The 21,732-nt window shown below is 46.2% G+C and carries 20 protein-coding genes, 1 tRNA gene and 1 riboswitch; of the genes, 17 read left to right on the top strand and 4 right to left on the bottom strand.

From position 1 onward, the window contains the following. Positions 1-45 precede the first annotated feature (45 nt). Positions 46-181: riboswitch (cyclic di-AMP (ydaO/yuaA leader) on the top strand. A 60-nt stretch (positions 182-241) separates the two neighbouring features. The 11 genes from GT1_RS08195 (at position 242) to GT1_RS08145 (ending at position 7,862) form a co-directional block, all read left to right on the top strand. Next, positions 242-2,089: an APC family permease gene (locus GT1_RS08195; RefSeq protein WP_188398294.1), complete on the top strand. Its 1,848-nt coding sequence runs from the start codon at positions 242-244 to the stop codon at positions 2,087-2,089. Between the two features lie 274 nt (positions 2,090-2,363). Then, a tRNA-Ser gene (locus tag GT1_RS08190) sits at positions 2,364-2,453 on the top strand. 408 nt (positions 2,454-2,861) lie between these two features. Then, a complete protein-coding gene (gene dnaX, locus GT1_RS08180) occupies positions 2,862-4,610 on the top strand; it encodes a DNA polymerase III subunit gamma/tau (RefSeq protein ID WP_308507630.1) in 1,749 nt (582 codons plus the stop codon). 25 nt (positions 4,611-4,635) lie between these two features. Next, a complete protein-coding gene (locus GT1_RS08175) occupies positions 4,636-4,962 on the top strand; it encodes a YbaB/EbfC family nucleoid-associated protein (protein ID WP_075756187.1) in 327 nt (108 codons plus the stop codon). 3 nt (positions 4,963-4,965) lie between these two features. Further along, positions 4,966-5,559 carry a recombination mediator RecR gene (recR, locus tag GT1_RS08170; protein WP_188398292.1) on the top strand — a complete coding sequence of 198 codons (594 nt, stop codon included), beginning with the start codon at positions 4,966-4,968 and terminating at the stop codon, positions 5,557-5,559. Between the two features lie 65 nt (positions 5,560-5,624). After that, the gene (locus tag GT1_RS08165) at positions 5,625-5,879 is read left to right on the top strand and encodes a YaaL family protein (protein WP_188398291.1); all 255 of its coding nucleotides are present in this window, start codon (positions 5,625-5,627) and stop codon (positions 5,877-5,879) included. Further along, positions 5,848-6,093, top strand: coding sequence for a hypothetical protein (locus tag GT1_RS22150; protein WP_223226128.1), 246 nt, complete (start codon positions 5,848-5,850; stop codon positions 6,091-6,093). The genes GT1_RS08165 and GT1_RS22150 overlap by 32 nt, the downstream gene beginning before the upstream one ends. 21 nt (positions 6,094-6,114) lie before the next feature. After that, positions 6,115-6,408, top strand: coding sequence for a DUF2508 family protein (locus tag GT1_RS08160; protein WP_188398290.1), 294 nt, complete (start codon positions 6,115-6,117; stop codon positions 6,406-6,408). 43 nt (positions 6,409-6,451) lie between these two features. Continuing rightward, entirely contained in the window at positions 6,452-6,736 is a 285-nt protein-coding gene (locus tag GT1_RS08155; RefSeq protein ID WP_075756183.1) for a pro-sigmaK processing inhibitor BofA family protein, read from the top strand. A gap of 120 nt (positions 6,737-6,856) precedes the next feature. Further along, positions 6,857-7,555: a hypothetical protein gene (locus GT1_RS08150; protein ID WP_223226123.1), complete on the top strand. Its 699-nt coding sequence runs from the start codon at positions 6,857-6,859 to the stop codon at positions 7,553-7,555. A gap of 46 nt (positions 7,556-7,601) precedes the next feature. After that, positions 7,602-7,862 (top strand): hypothetical protein, encoded by a 261-nt coding sequence (locus tag GT1_RS08145; RefSeq protein WP_188398288.1) that lies wholly within the window; start codon positions 7,602-7,604, stop codon positions 7,860-7,862. A 134-nt stretch (positions 7,863-7,996) separates the two neighbouring features. Here GT1_RS08145 and pruA read toward each other — a convergent pair whose 3' ends face one another. Next, a complete protein-coding gene (pruA, locus tag GT1_RS08140; RefSeq protein WP_188398287.1) occupies positions 7,997-9,628 on the bottom strand; it encodes an L-glutamate gamma-semialdehyde dehydrogenase in 1,632 nt (543 codons plus the stop codon). A 244-nt stretch (positions 9,629-9,872) separates the two neighbouring features. Here pruA and GT1_RS08135 point away from each other — a divergent pair, with 244 nt between their 5' ends. From GT1_RS08135 to GT1_RS08115, 5 genes are all read left to right on the top strand, one after another. After that, positions 9,873-11,315: a sigma-54-dependent Fis family transcriptional regulator gene (locus GT1_RS08135; RefSeq protein WP_255430418.1), complete on the top strand. Its 1,443-nt coding sequence runs from the start codon at positions 9,873-9,875 to the stop codon at positions 11,313-11,315. A gap of 381 nt (positions 11,316-11,696) precedes the next feature. Next, positions 11,697-12,584 (top strand): glycyl-radical enzyme activating protein, encoded by an 888-nt coding sequence (locus GT1_RS08130; RefSeq protein WP_223226122.1) that lies wholly within the window; start codon positions 11,697-11,699, stop codon positions 12,582-12,584. A gap of 6 nt (positions 12,585-12,590) precedes the next feature. Continuing rightward, positions 12,591-14,969: a trans-4-hydroxy-L-proline dehydratase gene (gene hypD, locus GT1_RS08125; RefSeq protein WP_188398285.1), complete on the top strand. Its 2,379-nt coding sequence runs from the start codon at positions 12,591-12,593 to the stop codon at positions 14,967-14,969. Positions 14,970-15,125: 156 nt separating this feature from the next. After that, positions 15,126-16,661: a sodium:alanine symporter family protein gene (locus GT1_RS08120; protein ID WP_188398284.1), complete on the top strand. Its 1,536-nt coding sequence runs from the start codon at positions 15,126-15,128 to the stop codon at positions 16,659-16,661. A gap of 249 nt (positions 16,662-16,910) precedes the next feature. Beyond that, positions 16,911-17,222, top strand: a complete 312-nt coding sequence (locus GT1_RS08115) for a pyrimidine/purine nucleoside phosphorylase (RefSeq protein WP_075756175.1) — start codon at positions 16,911-16,913, stop codon at positions 17,220-17,222. Between the two features lie 160 nt (positions 17,223-17,382). Here the strand turns inward: GT1_RS08115 and GT1_RS08110 are convergent, their stop codons facing one another. The 3 genes from GT1_RS08110 to GT1_RS08100 all read right to left on the bottom strand — a co-directional run bounded on the left by GT1_RS08110 (position 17,383) and on the right by GT1_RS08100 (position 19,778). Continuing rightward, on the bottom strand, positions 17,383-18,273 hold the full coding sequence (locus GT1_RS08110; protein ID WP_075756174.1) for a LysR family transcriptional regulator: 891 nt from the start codon (positions 18,271-18,273) through the stop codon (positions 17,383-17,385). 96 nt (positions 18,274-18,369) lie between these two features. Continuing rightward, complete coding sequence (locus tag GT1_RS08105; protein ID WP_188398283.1) at positions 18,370-19,017, bottom strand: C40 family peptidase; 648 nt, start codon at positions 19,015-19,017, stop codon at positions 18,370-18,372. Positions 19,018-19,403: 386 nt separating this feature from the next. Further along, on the bottom strand, positions 19,404-19,778 hold the full coding sequence (locus GT1_RS08100; protein ID WP_075756171.1) for a methylglyoxal synthase: 375 nt from the start codon (positions 19,776-19,778) through the stop codon (positions 19,404-19,406). 628 nt (positions 19,779-20,406) lie between these two features. Here GT1_RS08100 and GT1_RS08095 point away from each other — a divergent pair. Next, on the top strand, positions 20,407-21,711 hold the full coding sequence (locus tag GT1_RS08095) for a phenylacetate--CoA ligase family protein (protein ID WP_188398282.1): 1,305 nt from the start codon (positions 20,407-20,409) through the stop codon (positions 21,709-21,711). The last annotated feature ends 21 nt before the right edge of the window (positions 21,712-21,732 follow it).

Genomic DNA, 21,732 nt, shown 5'->3' with positions numbered 1-21,732 from the left:
AGGACTTTATGTTTGATTAGAAAAGCAGTAAGATAACAATGCATACACAATATAAGGCCGAGTTCCGTAATGGAAGCGGAGGAACCACTTTTGGGGTTAATTTTGTCCTTGTGACAAAAGGGATGTTTTCTCTTGTCATCCTACCCGTCAGCTAACTTCGCAGGCCAAAGCAAGGGGTCGAAAGGCCGTCAGGTCTTTTTCTTATGCCCAAAAATCGAATAATGAAACTGGAGGCGCTGGTATGATGCGCGAATTTCGCCGATTACTAATCGGCAAACCCCTTCACAACCGGGAATTGGCTCATGAAAAACTTCCCAAGTGGAAAGCCTTATCCATCTTTTCCTCTGATGCGTTATCGTCGGTGGCTTACGGGCCGGAACAAATTATGCTTACCCTGGTGGCTGTTCCGGGTATTATTGCCTATGGCTTTATGGCGCCGGTAGCGCTCTCCATTCTGCTACTGCTGGGCATCGTGGTTTTGTCCTATGTGCAGGTTGCGAAGGCCAATCCCGGCGGGGGCGGGGCCTACGCTGTGGCCAAAAAAAACCTGGGAGAAATGCCGGCGCTGGTGGCTGCCGGTTCGGTATTTGCCGATTATGTGCTGACAGCCGCTGTAAGCGTCTCAGCCGGTACGGCGGCCATTGTTTCCGCTCTGCCTGACCTTGCCGGGCACGAAGTGACCCTGGATGTAATGGTGCTCTTTGGTTTGCTGATGCTGGTGAATCTGCGTGGTGTCCGGGAATCGTCCAATGCCTTTGTTATACCCACCTACGCCTTTTTATTCGGCGTAATTGCTTTAATTGCAACAGGTGTCTGGAAAGCCTTCACCGGCGCACCCTATCTGTTGCCGCCGGAGTCTTTGGCCCGTCAGCAACTGGACTGGGCCATGCTGTTTGTCATCTTGCGGGCTTTCGCCAATGGCTGCAGCTCTATGACCGGGGTTGAGGCTATTGCTGACAGTGTGCCGATGTTCAAGCAGCCTGAGGCCCGTAACGCAACGGTTACCACCTATTGGATGGCCGGTATCCTGAGCTTTATGTTCCTGGGTATCACCTATCTGGTTATGCACTATCATATCCTGCCTGTTGCCGAAGTAACCGCCATGTCGCAACTGGCTGAGCAAATTTTTGGCCGTTCGGCAGTGTATTACTATATTCAATTCACGACCATGCTGGTGTTATATCTGGCCGCCAATACCGCCTACAACGGGTTGCCGATGCTGTTGGCTATTGTCGCCAGAGATGGCTACCTGCCGCGCTATCTGTCAACCCGCGGTGAACGGTTAACCTTTTCTAACGGGATTATCCTGCTCACCCTTGCCGCTGCGTTATTGATTATCGCTTTTCAGGGAGATACCGAGCACCTGATTTCCTTGTATGCTATAGGTGTTTTCATTTCCTTTACCATTGCGCAGGCCAGTATGGTGGTGCACTGGTACCGGCAGCGGGGTAAGGGCTGGCAGGTCCGGGCCTTCCTCAACGGTCTTGGCGCTGCCGTCACCGGCTTGGTGGTTCTGATTATTACGGTAACGAAATTCCTTTATGGAGCCTGGGTTGTGCTTGTTTTCATTCCCATCATGATTTATATATTTAAAGCCATCCGGGGACATTATAATACCATGTCGGAGCAATTGCACCTGCCCGAAGCATGCTATGAAAGAGGTGCGGCCACCTTTCCCAAAGGCAAACACACCGTTATTGTGCCTGTATCCAGTCCCACCCGTGTTGTGTATGAGACCATCAAATACGCCAAAATGATCGGTGATGATATCCTGGCCGTTCATGTATCTGACAATGATGAACTGACCAAAAAGGTCATAGAAAAATGGAAGCTGTGGGACCCTGGTGTGGAATTGGTGGTTATTCGTTCGCCGTACCGGCTGTTAATGCGCCCGCTCTTGCATTTTATTGAAAAAAGATGCCGGGAGAAGGGGCCGAATGATTATATCACCGTCATTATTCCGGAGTTTGAAACCAGAAAAGCATGGCACCGGTTATTGCACAACCAGACCGGCTGGTTCTTGCGCAATACTCTTATTTGGAAAGAAAATGTCATTGTAACCACAGTGCCGTATCATTTGACAAAATAACCGGGACGGACCTTCCGGGATCACACCCGGGAGGTCCGGCACCGGTGTCTGTCAGATAACACTGCGCTGCCGGCGCCTCAGTACTGTTGCCGGCTGTAAGGCCGCAGCAGCGGTTTTTCTTTACTCAAAAACTTGACAAGCCTTTTGGTACTCGGTATAATTAAGCAGTATCAATTGGCTGACGGTTTGTCTGGTGATATTGCCGGGCTTGCAATATTTACCGCTTGCATTGATTTGAAAAATAAGATATAATAAGTTTCTGTTGAGAGCACTTGGAGAGATGTCCGAGCGGTTGAAGGAGCACGCCTGGAAAGCGTGTGTACGGGAAACTGTACCGAGGGTTCGAATCCCTCTCTCTCCGCCATAAAATTCAAGGCCGGTATACGGCTTTTTGTTTTCTAGGCCGGACTGTAGCAGTGCCGGGTCTTACGCAATAGGAACTCATGAATCGCGTCAGGTCCGGAAGGAAGCAGCGCTAAGTGATACTTCTTATGTGCCGTAAGGGTGCCTGGTATCTGCTGTGGTCCGTCGTGGGAAACAAGGCCGTATGGTACGCGGAAGCAATATAATATATCTATTGAAAGTAGCCAATGAGGGCTGCTTTTTTGTTATATGGCAAACTGCACCACCCGCCTGCGCCTGCCAGATTCTTTACCGTGGGATATACATACGGTGGCGGATAAATTATTTTCTTGAAAAAGGGAAATATTTTAGTAATGTTGAATATAAATGAAACTTGCAATATCTAATGTCTTAGCGGGGTAAAGGAGGTATGGGCGTGGCTTATGTGGCTTTATACCGCAAATGGCGGCCGCAGGATTTTGATTCCTTAGTCGGTCAGGAGCATATTAGTACCACCTTGAAGAATGCCATTGCCACCGGCAAGATTGCTCATGCCTATCTGTTTTCCGGTCCGCGTGGTACGGGGAAAACCAGTACGGCCAAAATTCTGGCAAAGTCACTCAATTGTGAGCAGGGTCCCAGCGTCAATCCCTGCAACCACTGTTCCAACTGTGATAAAATTACTGCCGGTACTTCCATGGATGTATTTGAAGTGGACGCAGCTTCCAACCGGGGCATTGACGAGATTCGCGATTTGAGGGAAACCGTTAAGTTTGCGCCGGTAGACGGGCGTTATAAGGTGTATATTATCGACGAAGTGCATATGCTGACAACAGAGGCTTTTAACGCCCTCTTAAAGACTCTGGAGGAACCGCCGGCCCATGTGGTATTTGTGCTGGCAACCACCGAACCGCATAAGATTCCGGCCACCATCCATTCGCGCTGTCAGCGTTATGATTTCCGGCGGATTAATGCCAGGGAAATCGAGGAGCGGCTGGCTATGGTGGCAGAACAGAGCGGCCTCAAGGCTGCGCCGGATGCGCTCAGGCTTATTGCCATTCAAGCCGAGGGCGGTATGCGGGATGCGCTCAGTATTTTGGACCAATGTGCTGCTTTGGATGACGGCAGCGTGATAACAGCCGCCCATGTGCGCCAGCTATTAGGCTTGATTGGGCATGAGTGGGTGTGGCAGTTAACCGACGCTGTGGCTGAACGGGATGCGCACAGCGTACTGGTGAAACTTGACGAACTTATTAATCTGGGGAAAGATATTCGCCAACTGCTTGTGGAGCTGGCGCTGCATGCCCGGAGTCTGATGCTGTATAAAGCTGCTCCTGCTATAGATACTATTGAAGTATACAGTGAGGATAAAGCCGTGCTTGCCGCTCAGAGTGCCAAGTTCAGCCATCAGGAACTGGTAGCCGTGCTGGAAGTGCTGCATCATGCCGCTAATGAAGCAAAATGGGCGGCTGAGCCGCGTATTGTGGTGGAAATGGCGCTGATTACGTTGTGCCGCAGGGCGGCAAAGAGCGATATGGCCGCACTCTTAGAGCGGGTTGCTGCGCTTGAAGCCAGACTTGCCGGCAATCCGGCAGGGGCTGCCGTCAGTAGGGTTAAGCCGGAGGCTCCCGCAGCGGAACTGCCGCCGTCAGTGCCGCGGGTGCAGTCACCTGTAACACCCATGCCGCCGCGGCCGCAGCCAGAACCGCAAGTGCCGCCCAGCCCTCCGGCATCGCCGGCACCATCGCCAGCCAATCCCTCTGTTTCGGCTCCGCCGGAACCGTCAGGCAGCAGCATTGGCGGCGATCTGAATGAGATATGGTCGGCTGTGCTCAAAGAACTCATGACCAGCGGCAAGCGGTCGGTACATGCTTGTGTGATGCAAGGACGCTTGACAGGGCTTACCGCTACTCAGGCCACAGTGCACTTTACGGCAACCTTTCCCAAGGAACGCACCGAGAAGGACGATTACCGGACTATTGTGGAAAAAATCCTGGCTCACATTACCGGACATCAGGTAAAATTAATGTGCTCACTGGGGACAGATACGCCGCCGGCCAAACCGGCTGCGCCGAAGCCGGCGGTGGCAGCTGCGCCCCCAGATCCAGGGATGGAGCATCCTGCGGTTAAGCAGGCCCAGATGATGTTTGGTGGCAAAGTAATTAAGATAGAGGAATAAAAATTAGTGTTAGGAGGCTGATAACATGTTTGGAAATATGGGAAACATGGCAGGAATGATGAAAAAGGTGCAAAAGCTTCAGGCCGATATGGGTAAACTGCAAGAGGAGCTTAAAGCCCGTACTATTGAGGTATCTACCGGTGGCGGGGCAGTAAAAGTAGTGGTTACCGGCGAAAAGAAAATTCAGTCGGTAAAGATTGCGCCGTCGGCGGTTGACCCGGAAGATGTGGAAATGCTGGAAGACCTGGTGGCTGCTGCAGTCAATGAGGCTATGAACAAAGTGGATGACATGATGTCCCAGGAAATGGGCAAACTGACCGGCGGTCTCAACCTGCCGCCGGGAATGTTTTAATCCATGGCCTATATTGCGCCAATTGCCAGGCTGGTGGAGCATTTCCGCCGCCTGCCTGGCATTGGGCCTAAATCTGCGGTTCGCCTTGCCTATCATGTGATTAAAATGGATAAAAGTCAGGCGTCGGCTTTGGCTGAGGCCATTATTTATGCCAAGGAGCGGGTTGGCTATTGTTCGATTTGTTTTGATTTAACCGATAGCGATCCCTGCCAGACCTGCCGGTCTGAGGGGCGGGATCAAACCGTTGTCTGTGTGGTGGAAGATCCCAAAGACGTGACAGCCATGGAGCGTACCCGTGAATTTAAGGGCCTGTATCATGTATTGCACGGCTCGTTGTCCCCGCTGGAGGGTATTGGTCCTGACGACATCAGGATTAAAGAATTGCTGGACCGGGTCCGGCTGGGAGTGCAGGAAGTCATTATGGCTACCAACCCGAATGTCGAAGGTGAAGCTACGGCAATGTATATTGCCAAATTGCTGAAACCGCTGGGGGTCAAAGTGACTCGCATCGCCCACGGCTTGCCGGTAGGCGGCGATCTGGAATATGCCGATGAGGTGACCTTGTCCAAAGCACTGGAAAACCGGCGAGAAATGTAGTGCAATTTGGTGTATGATTTATCCCGCCTGTTTATGGGAATAATGTAAGCAGGAGGGCGATATGCATGAAAACAAAGTTAACCAATTTAGCCAAGGGTGTATTGTCAGAGCGCGTACCGGAGGCTAAATACCCGTCCTTGATGCAGCAGCTTGAGGAAGCGAGAAGAGAATGGCTGAATGCCCAAAACTACTATAACAATGTATCTGATACCGATTTGGTGGATTATGCCGCTTATCTTATTCAAGCCTCCGAAAAAAAATATAATTATCTCTTAAAACGCGCGCGCCATGAAGGCCTTGAGTATTCGCCATTTAACTAAAAATCAACAAGCTAAAGCTAAAATACCGGAATATGTCCGGTATTTTTATTTTGGCACAAGACCAGGCACGGGCGGCCGTGTTTTCTTTATCCCAACAGAAAGTGTAACTTTCTTAAAAGCAGGATCAACATCGGTTTTCACCTTCGCCAGAGGCTCGGTGCAAGCCGTGTTTTCTTTATCATTATTTTGGACTGGCCAACATATATTGTTGTAAGTATTTATGTTGGAGGGATAAATGATGGCTGCATGGCAAAAAGTACTGGAACTGTTCCATAGCGAGCCTGCTAGCGCTAAAAAGCAGCTCAGCCTGCCGGAAATAGTGGATCAATCGCGACGTGACTGGTTATATGCCCAAAGTTGCTATAAGACAGTAAGTGACCCGGATTTAGTTGACTATTTTTCTTTTCTCATCAAGGCTTATGAGCGCAGATATGTGTATTTGCTTAGAAAGGCACGGGATGAGGGTATTTTCTGCCCGGGTATTATCTCGGGAATTCAGGATGAGACAACTGTACGCAGGGTGTTTTAGCGTGGTAAAATAGAGAAAAGCAAGTTGGAGGGAGGGAGAAGCTATGCCGTTTTTACCGGCAGGTTTAGAATTTAATGTTGTTGTGGCCTACGCATTTGGGATTATTTTAATATATCTTATTGGCCGTATGTTTTTAATGCCTATAAAGCTGGTATGTAAGCTGATATATAATGGTTTAGTAGGCGGTGTCATGTTATGGGCTGTTAATTTTGTCGGTGCCTATGTCGGATTTACTATCGGCATCAACCCGATTACGGCGCTTATTGCCGGTTTTTTAGGATTGCCGGGAGTTGTTTTATTGATTTTGTTTAAAATATTTATTAATTAATGACAATGCTGTGCCGCTGGCGCTTAACCTCCGCCTATGGATTACGGCTGTTTGTGCCTCAGTAATGTTGACGGTGGTAAGGACTGAGCCGGATATTTTTCTTAAATATGTGGACAAGGAGTGGAGCACCTGGATATGGTAAAAGATAAGCAGCAGGTTGAACCAATTATTGAAGCCTATGTGGGGGAATATGCCAGCGGTAAAAGTGAAAACGCCGTAAACCGGGCTATTTATTTACGCAAGCAGGGTTTGCCGGTAACTATTGTCGATTTGGATACTGTGGAGCCATGCTATACGCTGCGCCCCATAAAGCAGGAGCTGGAAGACCTGGGCATGGAGGTTGTTGCCTGGGAGACCCGGGATACTACCGGTCTGGGGGAAGCCGGCAATGTTATTAAGGCATCGATGCGCTGGGTACTCAGACGCAAAGGCAACATCATTATGGATGTTGGCTATGGCGTGCATGGTGCCAGGATTTTTAACCTGGTGGAAGGCGCCTTTGAGAATCCGTATCTTAAAATTATTGCTGTGCTGAATATGTCGCGCCCTTTCACTTCAACGGTAGATAATATTTTGGAATATGTTCAGACTTTGGGCCGGGTGGATGCTGTACTCAACAACACCCACATGGCGGAAGAAACCACTGTCCAGCTTGTGCAGCGCGGTGCTGAAGGCGTGACCGAAGCGGCAAAACGCATTGGCGTACCGGTGGTAGCTACTTCGGCGGTAACTGAAATTGCCGAGCAGATTGGACCGGTTGATTGCATGGGTAATCCGGTCTGGAAGCTGGAACGGATTATGCCGCGCACATTTTGGTAAGCATTCCGGCATTCGCTCATATAATAACCCAAGAGGGGGTGCCAGTATGCTTCAAACAGACTTTCAGGATGTTTTAGAAACGTTTGTTTTTACCAATTTGTCTGCGCTAATGAATCCAGCGGCTACTGTTGTTGTCACAACTACTCCGGAAACCACTGCTCCCAGTACTGACATCATTGTGATTTCACCGGAACTTTTGACCGCGCTGAGAACCTATGTATTTAATAATTTTTCCGAATTTAATTTAGCGCCCGATATTCAGGATATTGTAAGACAGTTTTTTACGCTGAACAACTCGATAAGTTAGAAAACTGCTACTAACTGATTTTAGCTGCCGGTTGTAGAAAGCGGAGCCAAGCTTCTGTCACCGGATAAGCAAAAAACCATCCGAAAAGGATGGTTTTTTGCTGTTTGCTATAGCGGAAAGTGGAGTAAGCAGGATTATTTTTCAATCATATAGGGATAGTTAACAACTGTTCGGGGAACCAGTGTCTCTTTAATGGAACGTTGATTCATCCAGCGGTACAGGTTGATGGCACTGCCGGCTTTATCATTTGTGCCTGAACTGCGGCTGCCGCCGAAGGGCTGTTGTCCGACAACGGCACCGGTGGGCTTGTCGTTGATATAGAAGTTACCGGCTGCATGATCCAGGGCTTTTGCTATTTTAATAATGGCGGCTCTGTCCTGGGCAAATACAGCGCCTGTCAAGGCGTAGCTGGTGGCGGTATCGCAGGCTGTTAAGGTTTCATCCAATTTGTCATTCGGATATACATAGATGGTCATAACAGGTCCGAAAATTTCTTCTACCATTGTCTTGAAGGTGGGTGTTTTGGCTACGATCACGGTAGGCTCGACAAAGTAGCCGATACTGTCATCGCAATTGCCGCCCATGATAATCTCGGCATCAGGCGATTCTTTGACATAATCAATATAATTCCTGATATTCTGGAAAGATTTCTTGTCAATAACAGCATTCACGAGATTGGTAAAGTCGCAGACATCACCCATCTTAAGCTTGCTGATTTCTGTTTCCAGGCGTGCTTTTACCTCAGGCCACAGGCTTTCCGGGATATAGGCACGGGAGGCTGCCGAGCATTTTTGTCCTTGATACTCAAAGGCACCAAGCACGATATTGCAGGTAAGAGCTTCCACATCTGCCGATTCATGGGCAAAGATAAAGTCCTTGCCGCCTGTCTCGCCAACAAGCCGGGGATAGGTAACATAGTTATCAATATTTTGGCTGACTTGTTTCCAAATATCATTGAATACGCCGGTAGAACCGGTGAAATGAAATCCGGCCATCTGAGGATGGGGAACGACAACCTTGCCGAAATCAACACCCCTGCAAGGTACGAAGTTGATAACTCCGACAGGTAAACCAGCCTCCAGCAGGATTTGCATAAAATAGTAATTGGCAAGTACTGCGGTCGATGAAGGCTTCCATAGAACGGTATTGCCGCACATAGCCGGAGCTGTGCACAGATTGCCGCCGATGGCTGCAAAGTTAAACGGCGTGATTGCGGCAACAAACCCGTCAAGGGCCCGGTATTCTACCCGGTTCCAGACACCCTCGCTGTTATTGGGTTGCTGCTTGTATATTTCCTGGGTAAAATATACGTTAAACCGGAGAAAATCAGCCAACTCACAAATAACATCAATTTCCGCTTGGAAGGCATTCTTGCTTTGACCAAGCATGCAGGAAGCCGATAATTTTGCCCGGTATTTTCCTGTCAGCAAATCGGCTGCTTTTAAGAAAATAGTAGCGCGATGCTCCCACGGCATGTTTTCCCATTCTGCTCTGGCTGCTTCTGCCGCTTCGATGGCCATCAGCAATTCTTTTTCACCGGCTATATAATATTGACCAAGCACTTGCTTGTGATTATGGGGGCAAATTATGTTTGCCTTGTGCTCTGTGCGAACCTCCCTGCCGCCGATAATAAGCGGTATTTCGACCTGGTCTGCTAACTGTCTGGCAAGCTCTGCCTTTAACGCAGCCTTTTCCGGTGAGTCCGGCAGGTAGCTTTTAACTGGTTCGTTTACCGGAGCTTTTACTTGAAAATAAGCATTGTTCACATCAAGAACCCCCTAATATTTTTAATATTCGTTTCTTGAGTGATAGTATAAATAAAAAACAGGCAGCAGACAAACGGGGAATACTTTATTAATATATGAGTAATTTTGATGGAAACTTATATAGTCAGATAAACAAGAAAAATTAATGCAATACTTCGAAACATTTGATGATTGAGAATGCGGTATTGTGCAGGATTTTATTTTGTTATGGTAAATAAGTATATAACATTTCATAGATAACGAGGTGGAGATATTGAACTACAAATTCCTTTTAGAATCAATTTTGATGAATATGGATGAAGGAATTTTAGTGGTAGATAGCGAGGCTAATGTTACTTTTTATAACGAACCGGCAACCAATATTGCAGGTATTAGTCCGGAAAAGGCTATTGGCAAAAATATCTTAGAAATCTTTTCAGATTTGACACCGGAAAGCAGTACCTTTTATCAGGTGCTACGCAATAAACAGCCCATCATTGATTATGCTCAAACATATATGAATTATCAAGGCGTCAAGGTATCTACCTTGACTTCAACCATACCGCTCATCGAACAAGGGGAGGTTGTCGGGGCCCTTGAAATCTATCGGGACTTAACGCAGGTAAAAGAGTTATCAGAGAAGGTCTTGAACTTACAATCGGAATTATTCAGGAAAAAGAGTAATGAAAAGTCTTACAGCGGTAATGGTGTTGTATATACTTTTGATGACATTATTGGAGAAAGTTTAGCGATAAAAAAACTAAAAGAACAGGCAAAAAAAATAGCAGATAGTATGTCGCCGGTATTAGTGTATGGTGAAACCGGGACTGGTAAAGAAGTTTTAGTTCAAGCTATTCATAGTGCAAGCAAGGTACGGAAACACAAACCTTTTATAGCACAAAACTGTGCGGCTTTGCCCAATACCCTGTTGGATAGTATATTATTCGGTACGACCGCCGGAAGTTTTACAGGTGCAAAAGATAAACCCGGACTATTTGAACTTGCTGACGGGGGAACTCTTTTTTTAGATGAAATTAATTCCATGGATCTGGAATTGCAGGGAAAACTGCTGCGCGTTCTGCAGGATGGTATTGTTCGCAGGGTTGGCGGAACTAATACCGTGCATGTCGATGTTAGAATTATAGCCAGCACCAATGAGCACCCGGCCTACATCGTGGGAAAAAATATTTTACGTAAAGATTTGTATTACCGGTTAAATGTTGTATCTTTAACTATTCCCCCGCTAAGGGAGAGAGTAGAGGATATTCCACTACTCGTAAAATCTTTTATTAAAATGTACAATAATACGGTGAATAAGAAGGTTGATAACATTACACCTGAAGCCGTTCATGTTTTGCAGTCCTATCATTGGCCAGGAAACATTCGGGAATTAAAATATGCTATTGAAAGTATTATGAACTTCGTTGATAGTCATAGTATTGATGTCCATGATATACCTTCTCATATTATCGACTTCCTTGCAACGCCGGGAGTAAAACTGGAAGAAACACTGGAGAACATACCGGTTTCTTCATTGGTGGACAACTTAAATAAGTATGAAAAACAATTAATTCAAAGAGCTATCCGGCAGGCCAATGGCAATGGGGCCAAAGCTGCAAGAATATTGAATATTCCCCGGCAGACTTTGCATAATAAGATTAAAAAATATAATATTGACTGGAAAATAATAATGGAAAATGATGTATAGTAAGTAGTTTTTGGTTTAGAACGTCCCTATGATAGCAATGTCGCAAGACATTGCTATCATAGGGACGTTTAAATTTTTTCAATTGTTAAGAGAACATGCTGGAAGTCCCTTAAATGATACGTATTATATTGGACATTGTCCCATTTAAGGGACGTTATTTGATTTTAAGAAAATATTAAAATATCTAAAAATACCGGATAATCAGACAAAAAACGAACGATTAAAACTGAATTAACTATAGTTTTTCAGATAAAACAATGATTGGCATGCTTATTGCAATATAGTACTGCAAGACAGTTAGCGAGTTGAAGGGAGGCAATGGTTCCCTAAACGATAAACAACTAATTCGGATTGGCGGGTGATTTTTTGATTGCGGGTACAGTGTTCAATATTCAAAAATATTCAATTCATGATGGTCCGGGTATACGTACCACTGTTTTCTTCAAGGGATGTCCTTTAGCCTGCTGGTGGTGCCATAATCCTGAGAGCCTGTCAGCAAAAACAGAAATAGTCTTTTTGCAGAATAAATGTATTGGCTGTGGTGACTGTGTAAAAAGCTGCCCCAATGCGGCTATCACACTTACCAGCCAAGGTATTAAAAGAAATGAAACAAAATGCAGCCTGTGTAAAATGTGCGTAGAAGCATGCCCTACCGGAGCCATGGAGCAGCTTGGACAAAAAAAGACTGTGGCAGAGGTTATGCAGGAAATAGAAAAAGACAACATTTTTTATGAAGAATCAGGCGGCGGCGTTACGTTTTCCGGAGGAGAAGCTCTATACCAACTGGAATTTCTCGACGCCCTGCTTACGGCCTGTAAAGCCAAAAGGATTCATACGGCTTTAGATACTTCCGGTTATGCTCCCTGGGAAGCCATTGACAGGATAGCGGACAAAGTAGATTTGTTTTTATATGATATCAAACTTATGGATGACAAGAAACACAAAAAATATACGGGTGCATCCAACAAGCTAATCTTGGAGAATTTAAAAAAACTGGCGGCAGATCAACGTAGAATCTGGATTCGTATTCCCGTGATACCGGGTATAAATGATGATGAGAAAAACATAAAAGACCTAGGTGATTTTTTATCGTCACTGAACTTACGGGATGTTTATCTATTGCCGTATCACAATATTGCCATTGACAAATACGCTAGGCTGGGAAAAACTTATCCACTGCCTGAACTGGCATCACTTTCAGATAAGCAAATGGATAACGTTATTGAAATCCTGAAAGCTTCTAGCTTACATATAAACAAAGGAGGATGATGACAAATGACAACAGGAATTAGTGTCAATGACAGAGTGACAAAATTAAAAGAGCAGAGTCTAAATACTGTACCGCGTTTATCTATTGAAAGAGCCAGACTGATAACCGAAGCCTATCAAAAGTATGCAGGCAAAGTTTCCATACCGGTATTGCGGGCTTTAGCCTTTAAACATCTGATGGAAAACAAGACGATCTGCATCAATGAAGGAGAACTGATTGTCGGCGAGCGGGGGACTGGTCCGCAGGAAGCTCCGACTTATCCGGAGTTATGCTGCCATACGGTTGAGGACTTTGAGATTATTGACCAGCGGGATAAAATCTTTTTCCGGGTAGATGAAGAAACCAAGCGCATTCAAAAAGATGAGATTATTCCTTTCTGGCAAGGCAAGGCCATTCGCGACCTGATATTTGCTCAAATGACACCGGCCTGGCAGGATAGCTACGAAGCTGGAATTTTTACCGAATTTATGGAACAAAGATCACCTGGTCATACGGTTGCTGACGGAAAAATTTACCAACATGGTTTTCTTGATTTTAAAAACAGGATTGAGAGAAAACTTCAGGAACTGGATTTTCACCAGGATCCTTTAAGCTATGACAAGCAAGAGCAATTAACAGCAATGGCAATTTGCTGTGAAGCCATTATTGCTTTTGCCAACCGCCATGCGGCTAAAGCTAAAGAATTGGCTGGCAAAGAGCAAGAGCCGGTCAGAAAGCGGGAACTGGAGGAAATTGCAGATATTTGCAGCCATGTGCCGGCTTATGCGCCAAGAACTTTCCGGGAGGCCTTGCAGGCGTACTGGTTTGTCCATCTGGGCGTTATTACCGAATTAAATACCTGGGATTCTTTTTGTCCAGGCAAGCTGGATATTCATTTGTATCCTTTTTATGAAAAAGAAACCCAGGCAGGCACTCTGACCCGCGAGGCTGCAAAGGAATTGCTACAGTGCTTTTGGGTAAAATTCAATAACCAGCCTGCGCCGCCCAAAGTAGGCATTACGCTGCAGGAAAGCGGTACTTATACTGATTTTTGCAACATCAATATTGGCGGTATCAAGCCGGATGGCACTAATGGTGTAAATGACGTATCTTATCTGCTGTTGGATATTATTGAGGAAATGCGAATCCTGCAGCCCAGCACCAATGTGCAAATCAGCAGGAAAAATCCGGATCAGTTTGTTATCAGGGCTGCTGAAGTTATCCGGGAAGGCATGGGCTTTCCTTCGGTATTCAATACCGATGCTGTTCTGGAAGAACTGCTGCGGCAGGGCAAAAGCCTGGAAGATGCCCGTGGCGGTGGAACCAGTGGGTGTGTGGAGGTAGGTTGTTTTGGTAAAGAAGCTTATATCTTAACAGGATACTTGAACCTTGTAAAGATTTTGGAAATAACACTTCACAATGGTGTCGATTCGAGAACAGGCAAGAAAATAGGCATCGAAACCGGTGATGCAACTAAATTTGTTTCACTGGATGAATTGTTGGCTGCATTTAAAGAGCAGGTCAAGCATTTTGTGGATATCAAAATCAGGGGTAACAATGTTATTGAACGGTTGTATGCCCAATATATGCCTGCCCCCTTTATGTCTGTCATTATTGATGATTGCATTGAAACCGCTAAAGATTATAACGCAGGTGGAGCAAGATACAACTCGCGGTATATCCAGGGTGTGGGTATCGGCAGCATCACCGACTGCCTGGCGGCCATTGAATACCATGTATATGATCACAAGAAATTGTCCATGGGTGAACTGCTGGATGTATTGCAAGCCGATTTCCAGGGATATGAAAAAGTACGGCAGCAATTTTTGCATAAAACGCCGAAATACGGCAATGACGACGACTATGCCGACAACATTATGCTCAAAGTCTTCGAGATTTTCCATGATGTTGTCAATGGCCGCAAAACTCCGAATGGTGGAACCTACCGGATCGAAATGCTGCCGACCACATGCCATGTATACTTTGGCTCGGTTATTGGTGCCACACCGGACGGCAGACATGCGGGACGCCCGTTGTCGGAAGGCATTTCTCCTGTCCAGGGTGCGGATACAAACGGACCTACGGCAGTTATCAAATCGGCGGCAAAAATGGATCAGCTAAGAACCGGCGGAGCCTTACTGAATCAGAAGTTTACTCCCCAAGTGGTACAGGGAGAAGAAGGTCTCAGAAAACTTAAAGATCTGATTCGTGCCTATTTCAAAATGGATGGACACCATATTCAATTTAATATCGTGGATGCCGATACTTTGCGCGATGCTCAAAAAAATCCGGAAAACTACAATAATCTGATTGTTCGGGTTGCCGGTTACAGCGATTACTTCAACAATCTTACCAAATCTTTGCAGGATGAGATTATTGATAGGACAGAACACGCGAGTTTTTAAGTTAGTAACTTAAGTTACCGGAAAATCAGCGATAGGCTGCCAGCAAAAAAAGCAGCCTTCGCGTATTCCGGCGCTATATACGGATTCTTTCGATTAGTATAAGCAAATAAGACAGAATTTTAAAAACAGTAAAAATAATTAAATAGAGGTGTAGATATGGAGCATATAACAAATGCAATATTTTTCTTAAATGATTATGTTTGGTCATCAGCTATGTTAGTATTTGTTGTTGTATCAGGTGTATATTTTTCCATCAGACTCCGCCTTACCCAAGTCCGTAATTTAAAGGATATGGTAAGAAATCTGGTAAGTAACCAAAGTTCGGAAAGCGGCATCTCCACCTTCAATTCATTTTGGACTACCATGGCAGCCCGTGTTGGTGTTGGTAATATCGCTGGTGTGGCAGTGGCTGTTTATATGGGAGGTCCGGGTGCAATATTTTGGATGTGGGTTACAGCTATTTTGCTGGCCGCCATATCATTTGCAGAATGCTCATTGGGACAGTTGTATAAAATTCGGGTTGACGGTGAGTACCGCGGGGGTGCATACTATTGTGCAGAAATTGGCTTGGGCTGGAAATGGTTTAGCAAGCTATTTGCTATAGTCACTGTTGTGGGAATGTTGTTCGGTATGCCGGGCATTCAGGCCAATATGATCGGCGAAGGCTTAAATCACAGTTTGGGGGTTTCCCCATTGATGGTCGGCGTGGTTGGTGCAATATTTTTGGGAATCATTATCCTCGGCGGTATCAGACGTATCAGCACTTTTGCTGCCATTCTTGTTCCCTTGAAGGTAGGTGCTTTTCTGCTATTGACGGCAGTTGTGTTAATTGCGAATTATGATAGAATCCCGACCATGTTTAGTTGGATTTTTTTATCCGCATTTAATCAAGGCTCGGTATTCGGCGGTATGATGGGCAGTGCTATTGCTATGGGTATTAGACGCGCCACTTTCGCATCCGGTGCCGGTATGGGCGAAGAAACTCCGGCTGCAGCTGCGGCTGAGACTGCACATCCTGTCGGTCAGGGTTTGGCTAATTCCTTTGGTATCTATGTGGACATCGTAATATGTACCTGTTCAGGACTCATGATTCTCGTTACTGACTGTTTCAATACGGCTTCCGGTTATATCGGCTCCGGCTCTGCCAAAATGGGGGAATTAGCTGCTGCCGGCAAGAATGGTATCGTATTTCCCCAGGAGGCTGTTGGTACACTCATGCCTGGTTTGGGCGAATTCGTTATGGGTGTGGTTGTAATACTGTTTGCTTTTACGACAATACTCAGCTACTATTATCAAGCTGAAACCGGCATGGCTTATATATTAGGCAATGCCAGCGAGAATACACGTAAAAATGTTTATTTGGTCATGAAGGTTATGGTATTAATTGTATATATTTATTTCTCCACCACCACTTCGACCATTGCCTGGGCGGCAGCTGACCTGGCCTGTGGTATGATGGTATGGCTGAATGTGTTAATGCTATGGTTTTTGTTCCCGAAAGTTGTTGCTATGCTGAATGACTATGAGGAACAACGCAAGGCCGACCAGGTACCCTTTTTCGATCCTGACAAGGTCGGTATTGAGAATGTAGATATCTGGAAAGAAATCAACAAAGAACAAATCGTTGCTGCCAGGGCCGGCAGCAGCAAGATTAACATGACAGGGGCGGGAAAAGCTTCGTTTGATGTCTAAAATGGTTATATCACTTTAACATGACAAAAAGCAGCCTTTACAGGCTGCTTTAAACACTCTATTATAAAATCAGAGTTACATTATTGAAGTAGTCTAACGCAGAAAGAGATACAATCATGGAGACTCATGCGATTAGATGGAAAAAAGTATTCAAAATAGCAAAGAAGGAGTGTGCCGCCGTTTGCAGGGTTCATACTTTGTGTTAGAATAATTGTTAAGTATAAACGGTTAGGGGGGGAATAGTTTGATATGGAACAATTTGAGAATGTAACTATCCGTACACATGCAAATATTTATTTTGAGGGCAAGGTTACTAGCCGGACGATTCTGTTTGCTGATGGCAGTAAGAAGACACTTGGGATTATGATGCCGGGTGATTATGAGTTCGGTACTGAGGCCGCGGAAATAATGGAAATATTAGCAGGTGAACTGGAGGTATTGTTGCCAGGCAAAAATGAATGGGCTGTTTATAAAGCAGGTACTGCTTTTAACGTTCCTGCCAATTCAAGCTTCAAGCTGAAAGTACTGACGGTAGTAGACTACTGCTGTTCTTATCAGTAATCTTAACATCGTATCCAGGTTTGTATAGTAGAAAAAGGTTATGATTGGAAGCCTGGAGTACTTTAACTGGAAAGCAATTTTACCGACGAATGACGAAAAGCAGCCTGTACAGGCTGCTTTAAAATTTATTATACACCAATTTTTTCTTTTTGCGGCGATATCATTCAAAATCAAAATAATTATTGTCACGCAGCCAGGACCGGACGCAGGCAAGGAATTTTTTGGCGGCAGGAGAAACGGTTTTAAAGGAAAGTGCCGCGATTCCCAGGATACGGTACTCGGCCTCCTTTAAATCTATAATATGAATATTGTCAGGTACATTAACTAAAATCAGTTCAGGCAGGATACTGATTCCCAAGCCCCGCTGTACCATAGCAAATATAGTGCGCTCTTCCATTAACTCATATTTGACTTGCAGGTTCAATTTGTTACCGTTTAAGAGGCGTCTAATATTATCATCACTGCCCCATTGCGGCATAATGAAGGATTCATCTTTGATTTGGGCATAGGAAATAGCTTTTTCATGCCGCAGTGGGTGATTTGGCGGCAACACAACCATCAGTTTGTCCTTTTTTAAGGGTATGGTTTCAAAAGGCTTGGAGGTGGGTAGTGACACAAAACCGAGGTCCACTGTTCCGTTTGACAGCCAGTCATTCATTTCATCGTAGCAGCCTAAATAGGTTTTTACTTCAATTTGCGGATATTTTTCACTGAACTCTGAGAAAATGCCAGGCAGCCATTGCATGGAGACGCTGGATAAGGTCCCCAGACGGACAGTGCCGGTATCAAAGCCTTTGATGGCAGCTACTTCCTGCCGCAGAAGCTCTTCTTCATGCAAAATTCTGCTGACATGCCTGAGAATACGTTCGCCATTACTTGTTAAGCTGATTCCAGACCGGTCGCGCTTCAGTAAAGAAAACCCCAATTCCGACTCAAGAGTAGAAATGGAATAACTGACTCCTGACTGGGTTAAATTGAGCTTTTCCGCGGCTTTGGTTAGGCTGCCAACTTCAACAATGGTGCTGAATATCTCGTATTTTGAAAGTGACAAATGACCACCCTCTTGCTATAAGGCTAACTAAGTATACTATACTATATTAGGTGCGAAAAGGCCATCCCTGATTGCGGATGGCCTTTTCGACATGTTTTACTGAATATAGCGGCGGGCGCCAATATAGCGTTCCGTGTAGTACGTTTCTGTCAGGGAGTTGATGGTTACTTCTTTGGCAGCCGAGCTGGCATGAATAAACTTGTTATCTCCCAGATAGAAGCCTACATGGGATGCACCTGGCTTGTAGGTTGTAAAGAACACCATATCGCCTACTTGTAAATCATTCTTATTGACGGCAACACCTTTAGCAAACTGTTCGGCAGCCGTACGGGGAATGGTAATGCCGCTTTCCTTCATAACATACTGCGTATAACCGGAACAGTCCCAGCCGGTAGGGACAGTACCGCCCCAGACATAGGGAACTCCCATATATTTCTGAGCGTTTTTGACAATATCTGCGCCCTTGGTGTTCGCGGTTCCGGTTGTTTTAGAACCGGCAGCCGCACCCAGGACAGAAGAAATGGTATCGGTGCTGGTATTGCTGCTATTGGACGTACCAAGGAATTTACCTAAAAGGAGTGCCAGCAGGATGTTGATAAAACCGCTGGAACCGCCGCTGCTGCTTTGGGTAGAAGTTGTAGGACTGGTTACCTGAGCCGCCTGAGCAGGCGCTACCGGAATGAACAGTGTAGAGAAAAAGGTGAAGAGCAACACTGCAGCTATCTGATGTGTATAACGTTTCATGTTCGCGCCTCCTTATTATTTTAGAGTAGACTGAGCCGTTTGCCTCCTGTACTTTGGCGTATAACGCCCGCAGGCAACGGATTAGCCGTCGGATAATTTATTGCAAGTACCATTCAATAATATCATAGTAAAGTATTTATGTAAACAACAAATAATGGATAAGAAAATCCGCTGGTGCGGCCTTATGGCCGTTATGCATAAGCGGAGGGTAAGCGCTGGCGGCGCGCAAAACTTATATATTCGGTTAAAAGCAAAAAATACGGCCTGCACCGGGCCTTTTGGCAACGGTGCAAGCCGTATTGCTTTTGCGATAGGTACTATCTTATACACTGACTCAAGACTCCCGCCTCTACAGGCGGCGGGAGTTCAGCTTTGCTGAAACAAGTTCACTGGCAGTGTAAGCCTTGTAAAACGAGGCAGGCAGTTGCCAGGTTGGTGGCGACCGGAATGTTGTGTACATCGCAGACTCGCAGCAGCGCGGTAATATCTGGCTCGTGCGGTTGAGCGGTCAGGGGGTCGCGCAGGAAGATAACGGCATCGACTTCCTGGCAGGCTATGCGGGAGCCAATCTGCTGGTCGCCGCCAAGCGGGCCGGACAAATAGGTGGTAACAGGGAGTCCTGCATTTGCTTTGATGATTTTACCGGTAGTCGCGGTGGCAATTAGGTCATAGAGTGCCAGTTGATTTTTGTTTGCCAAAACAAAGGCTAGCATTTCTTCTTTTTTACGGTCATGCGCTATCAATGCGACAGTCTTTTTCATAAAGTATCACCTCATTAACAACATTCGGTCCCTAAATCTATAATACCAATAAAAGGCTGCCGGTGCAAATGAAGACAGTAAGGCAGGACTGAGCTGCTTGCCGATATCTCCTGCCGGAGCAGCGGCGGGACTTGCCGTGGCTTGTGTCGACAAATAGTGCTTGACTTTGTCCGCGACAGCTGGTATCATATTTCACAAAATACAGTATACAAATATTTTCAAACTTGTACAATTGTAATAAGGGAAGTGTGTCTAGTAGTCCGTCAGGTCTAAAGCCATAGGATGAATTGCGCGGGAGTTTCCAGCAAGGCGGAGGAGCCGCGCATATCGGACATATGTAAGGTGACGATAAAGTAAACACGGTTTGTGCCGAGCGCTAGCGACAGCAGAAACTGATGTTGCCCTTATGCCCCTCGTGGGCTAACGAAGCTGGGCGGGAAATATCGCGACAAGAACACTGTGGATTTGGGCTTGGCGGACTACTAGGGTTCCGGCAATTGTCGTTGCGCCTGGTCCGAGCGGCACAGGGCCCGGAGGGTCACACCGTGGGTACAAAAAACCCTAGCGGAAAGTTCCTGCCAAGGACTTTTTGCGGGGTTTTTTTATTATTTCAGGAGGAGAATAATACATGAATACATACTGGAACAAACCGGCGGAAACCATGCAGCGGGAGGAAATGACCCAGTTGCAGGCTGGACGGCTAAAGGAAATTGTCGATAGATTATACCGGCAGCAGCCGTTTTATCGCTCGAAAATGCAGGAAGCAGGCCTGCTTCCTGAAGATATTGGCAGCCTGGAGGATATTACTAAACTTCCGTTTACAACGAAACAGGATATGCGTGACAATTATCCCTATGGCCTGTTTGCGGTACCTATGTCGGAGATTATCCGGATTCATGCTTCCAGCGGCACTACCGGCAGACCTACTGTTGTTGGTTATACTAAACGGGATATTGGCATTTGGTCTGAAGTTGCGGCCAGATCCCTGGTGGCGGCAGGTCTGAGCAAACAGTCCTGCATTCAGGTAGCTTACGGTTACGGTTTATTTACCGGAGGACTGGGCATTCACTATGGAGCAGAGCTTTTAGGCGCTTCGGTAATTCCTATATCAAGCGGCAATACTGCCAGGCAAATTGCGCTAATGAAAGACTTCGGCACAACGGCATTAGCCTGTACTCCTTCTTATGCCCTGTATATTGCCGAGACCATGCGCGAAATGGGGATTGAGCCGGGCGAGACCTCGCTTAAGGTAGGCATCTTTGGCGCTGAACCCTGGTCTGAGCAAATGCGCCAGGAGATAGAAGCCCAGCTGGGCATTAAAGCCATTGATATTTATGGTTTAAGTGAGATTATCGGGCCGGGTGTCGCCATCGAATGCTGTGCTCAGAATGGTTTGCACATCAGTGAAGATCATTTTTATCCGGAAATTATCAACCCGTTGACAGGTGAAGTGCTGCCTGACGGCGAAAAAGGTGAATTAGTTATTACCACTCTCACCAAGGAAGGCATGCCGATGGTCCGCTACCGTACGCGGGATCTGAGTGTCCTCCACCGGGAAAAATGCACTTGCGGCCGGACTTTGGTCAGAATGAGCAAGGTGCTTGGACGCAGTGACGATATGCTCATTATTCGCGGGGTTAATGTATTCCCCTCGCAAGTGGAGAGTGTGCTTTTGGGTATCGGCGAAACCTCGCCGCATTATCAGTTAATTGTTGAGCGCAAAGATAATCTGGATCATCTCACCGTACTTGTTGAAGTTACCGATGAGATGTTCTCTGACGAAGTGCGCGGTTTAGAAGTGCTGGAGGCTAAAATTAAGGCAGAGCTGGCCAGTGTTCTTAGCGTGTCCGCCAGTGTTCGCCTTGTCGGTTCTAAAACCATTGAGCGCAGCGAAGGCAAAGCTAAACGGGTTGTGGATAAGCGGAAGCTTTGATTAACATAAAAACTATTAAGG

Origin of the sequence: Sporomusa sp. GT1, from assembly GCF_014634905.1 — a bacterium.
Classification (GTDB): domain Bacteria; phylum Bacillota; class Negativicutes; order Sporomusales; family Sporomusaceae; genus Sporomusa; species Sporomusa sphaeroides.
This window is presented reverse-complemented; position numbering and strand designations above follow the sequence as displayed.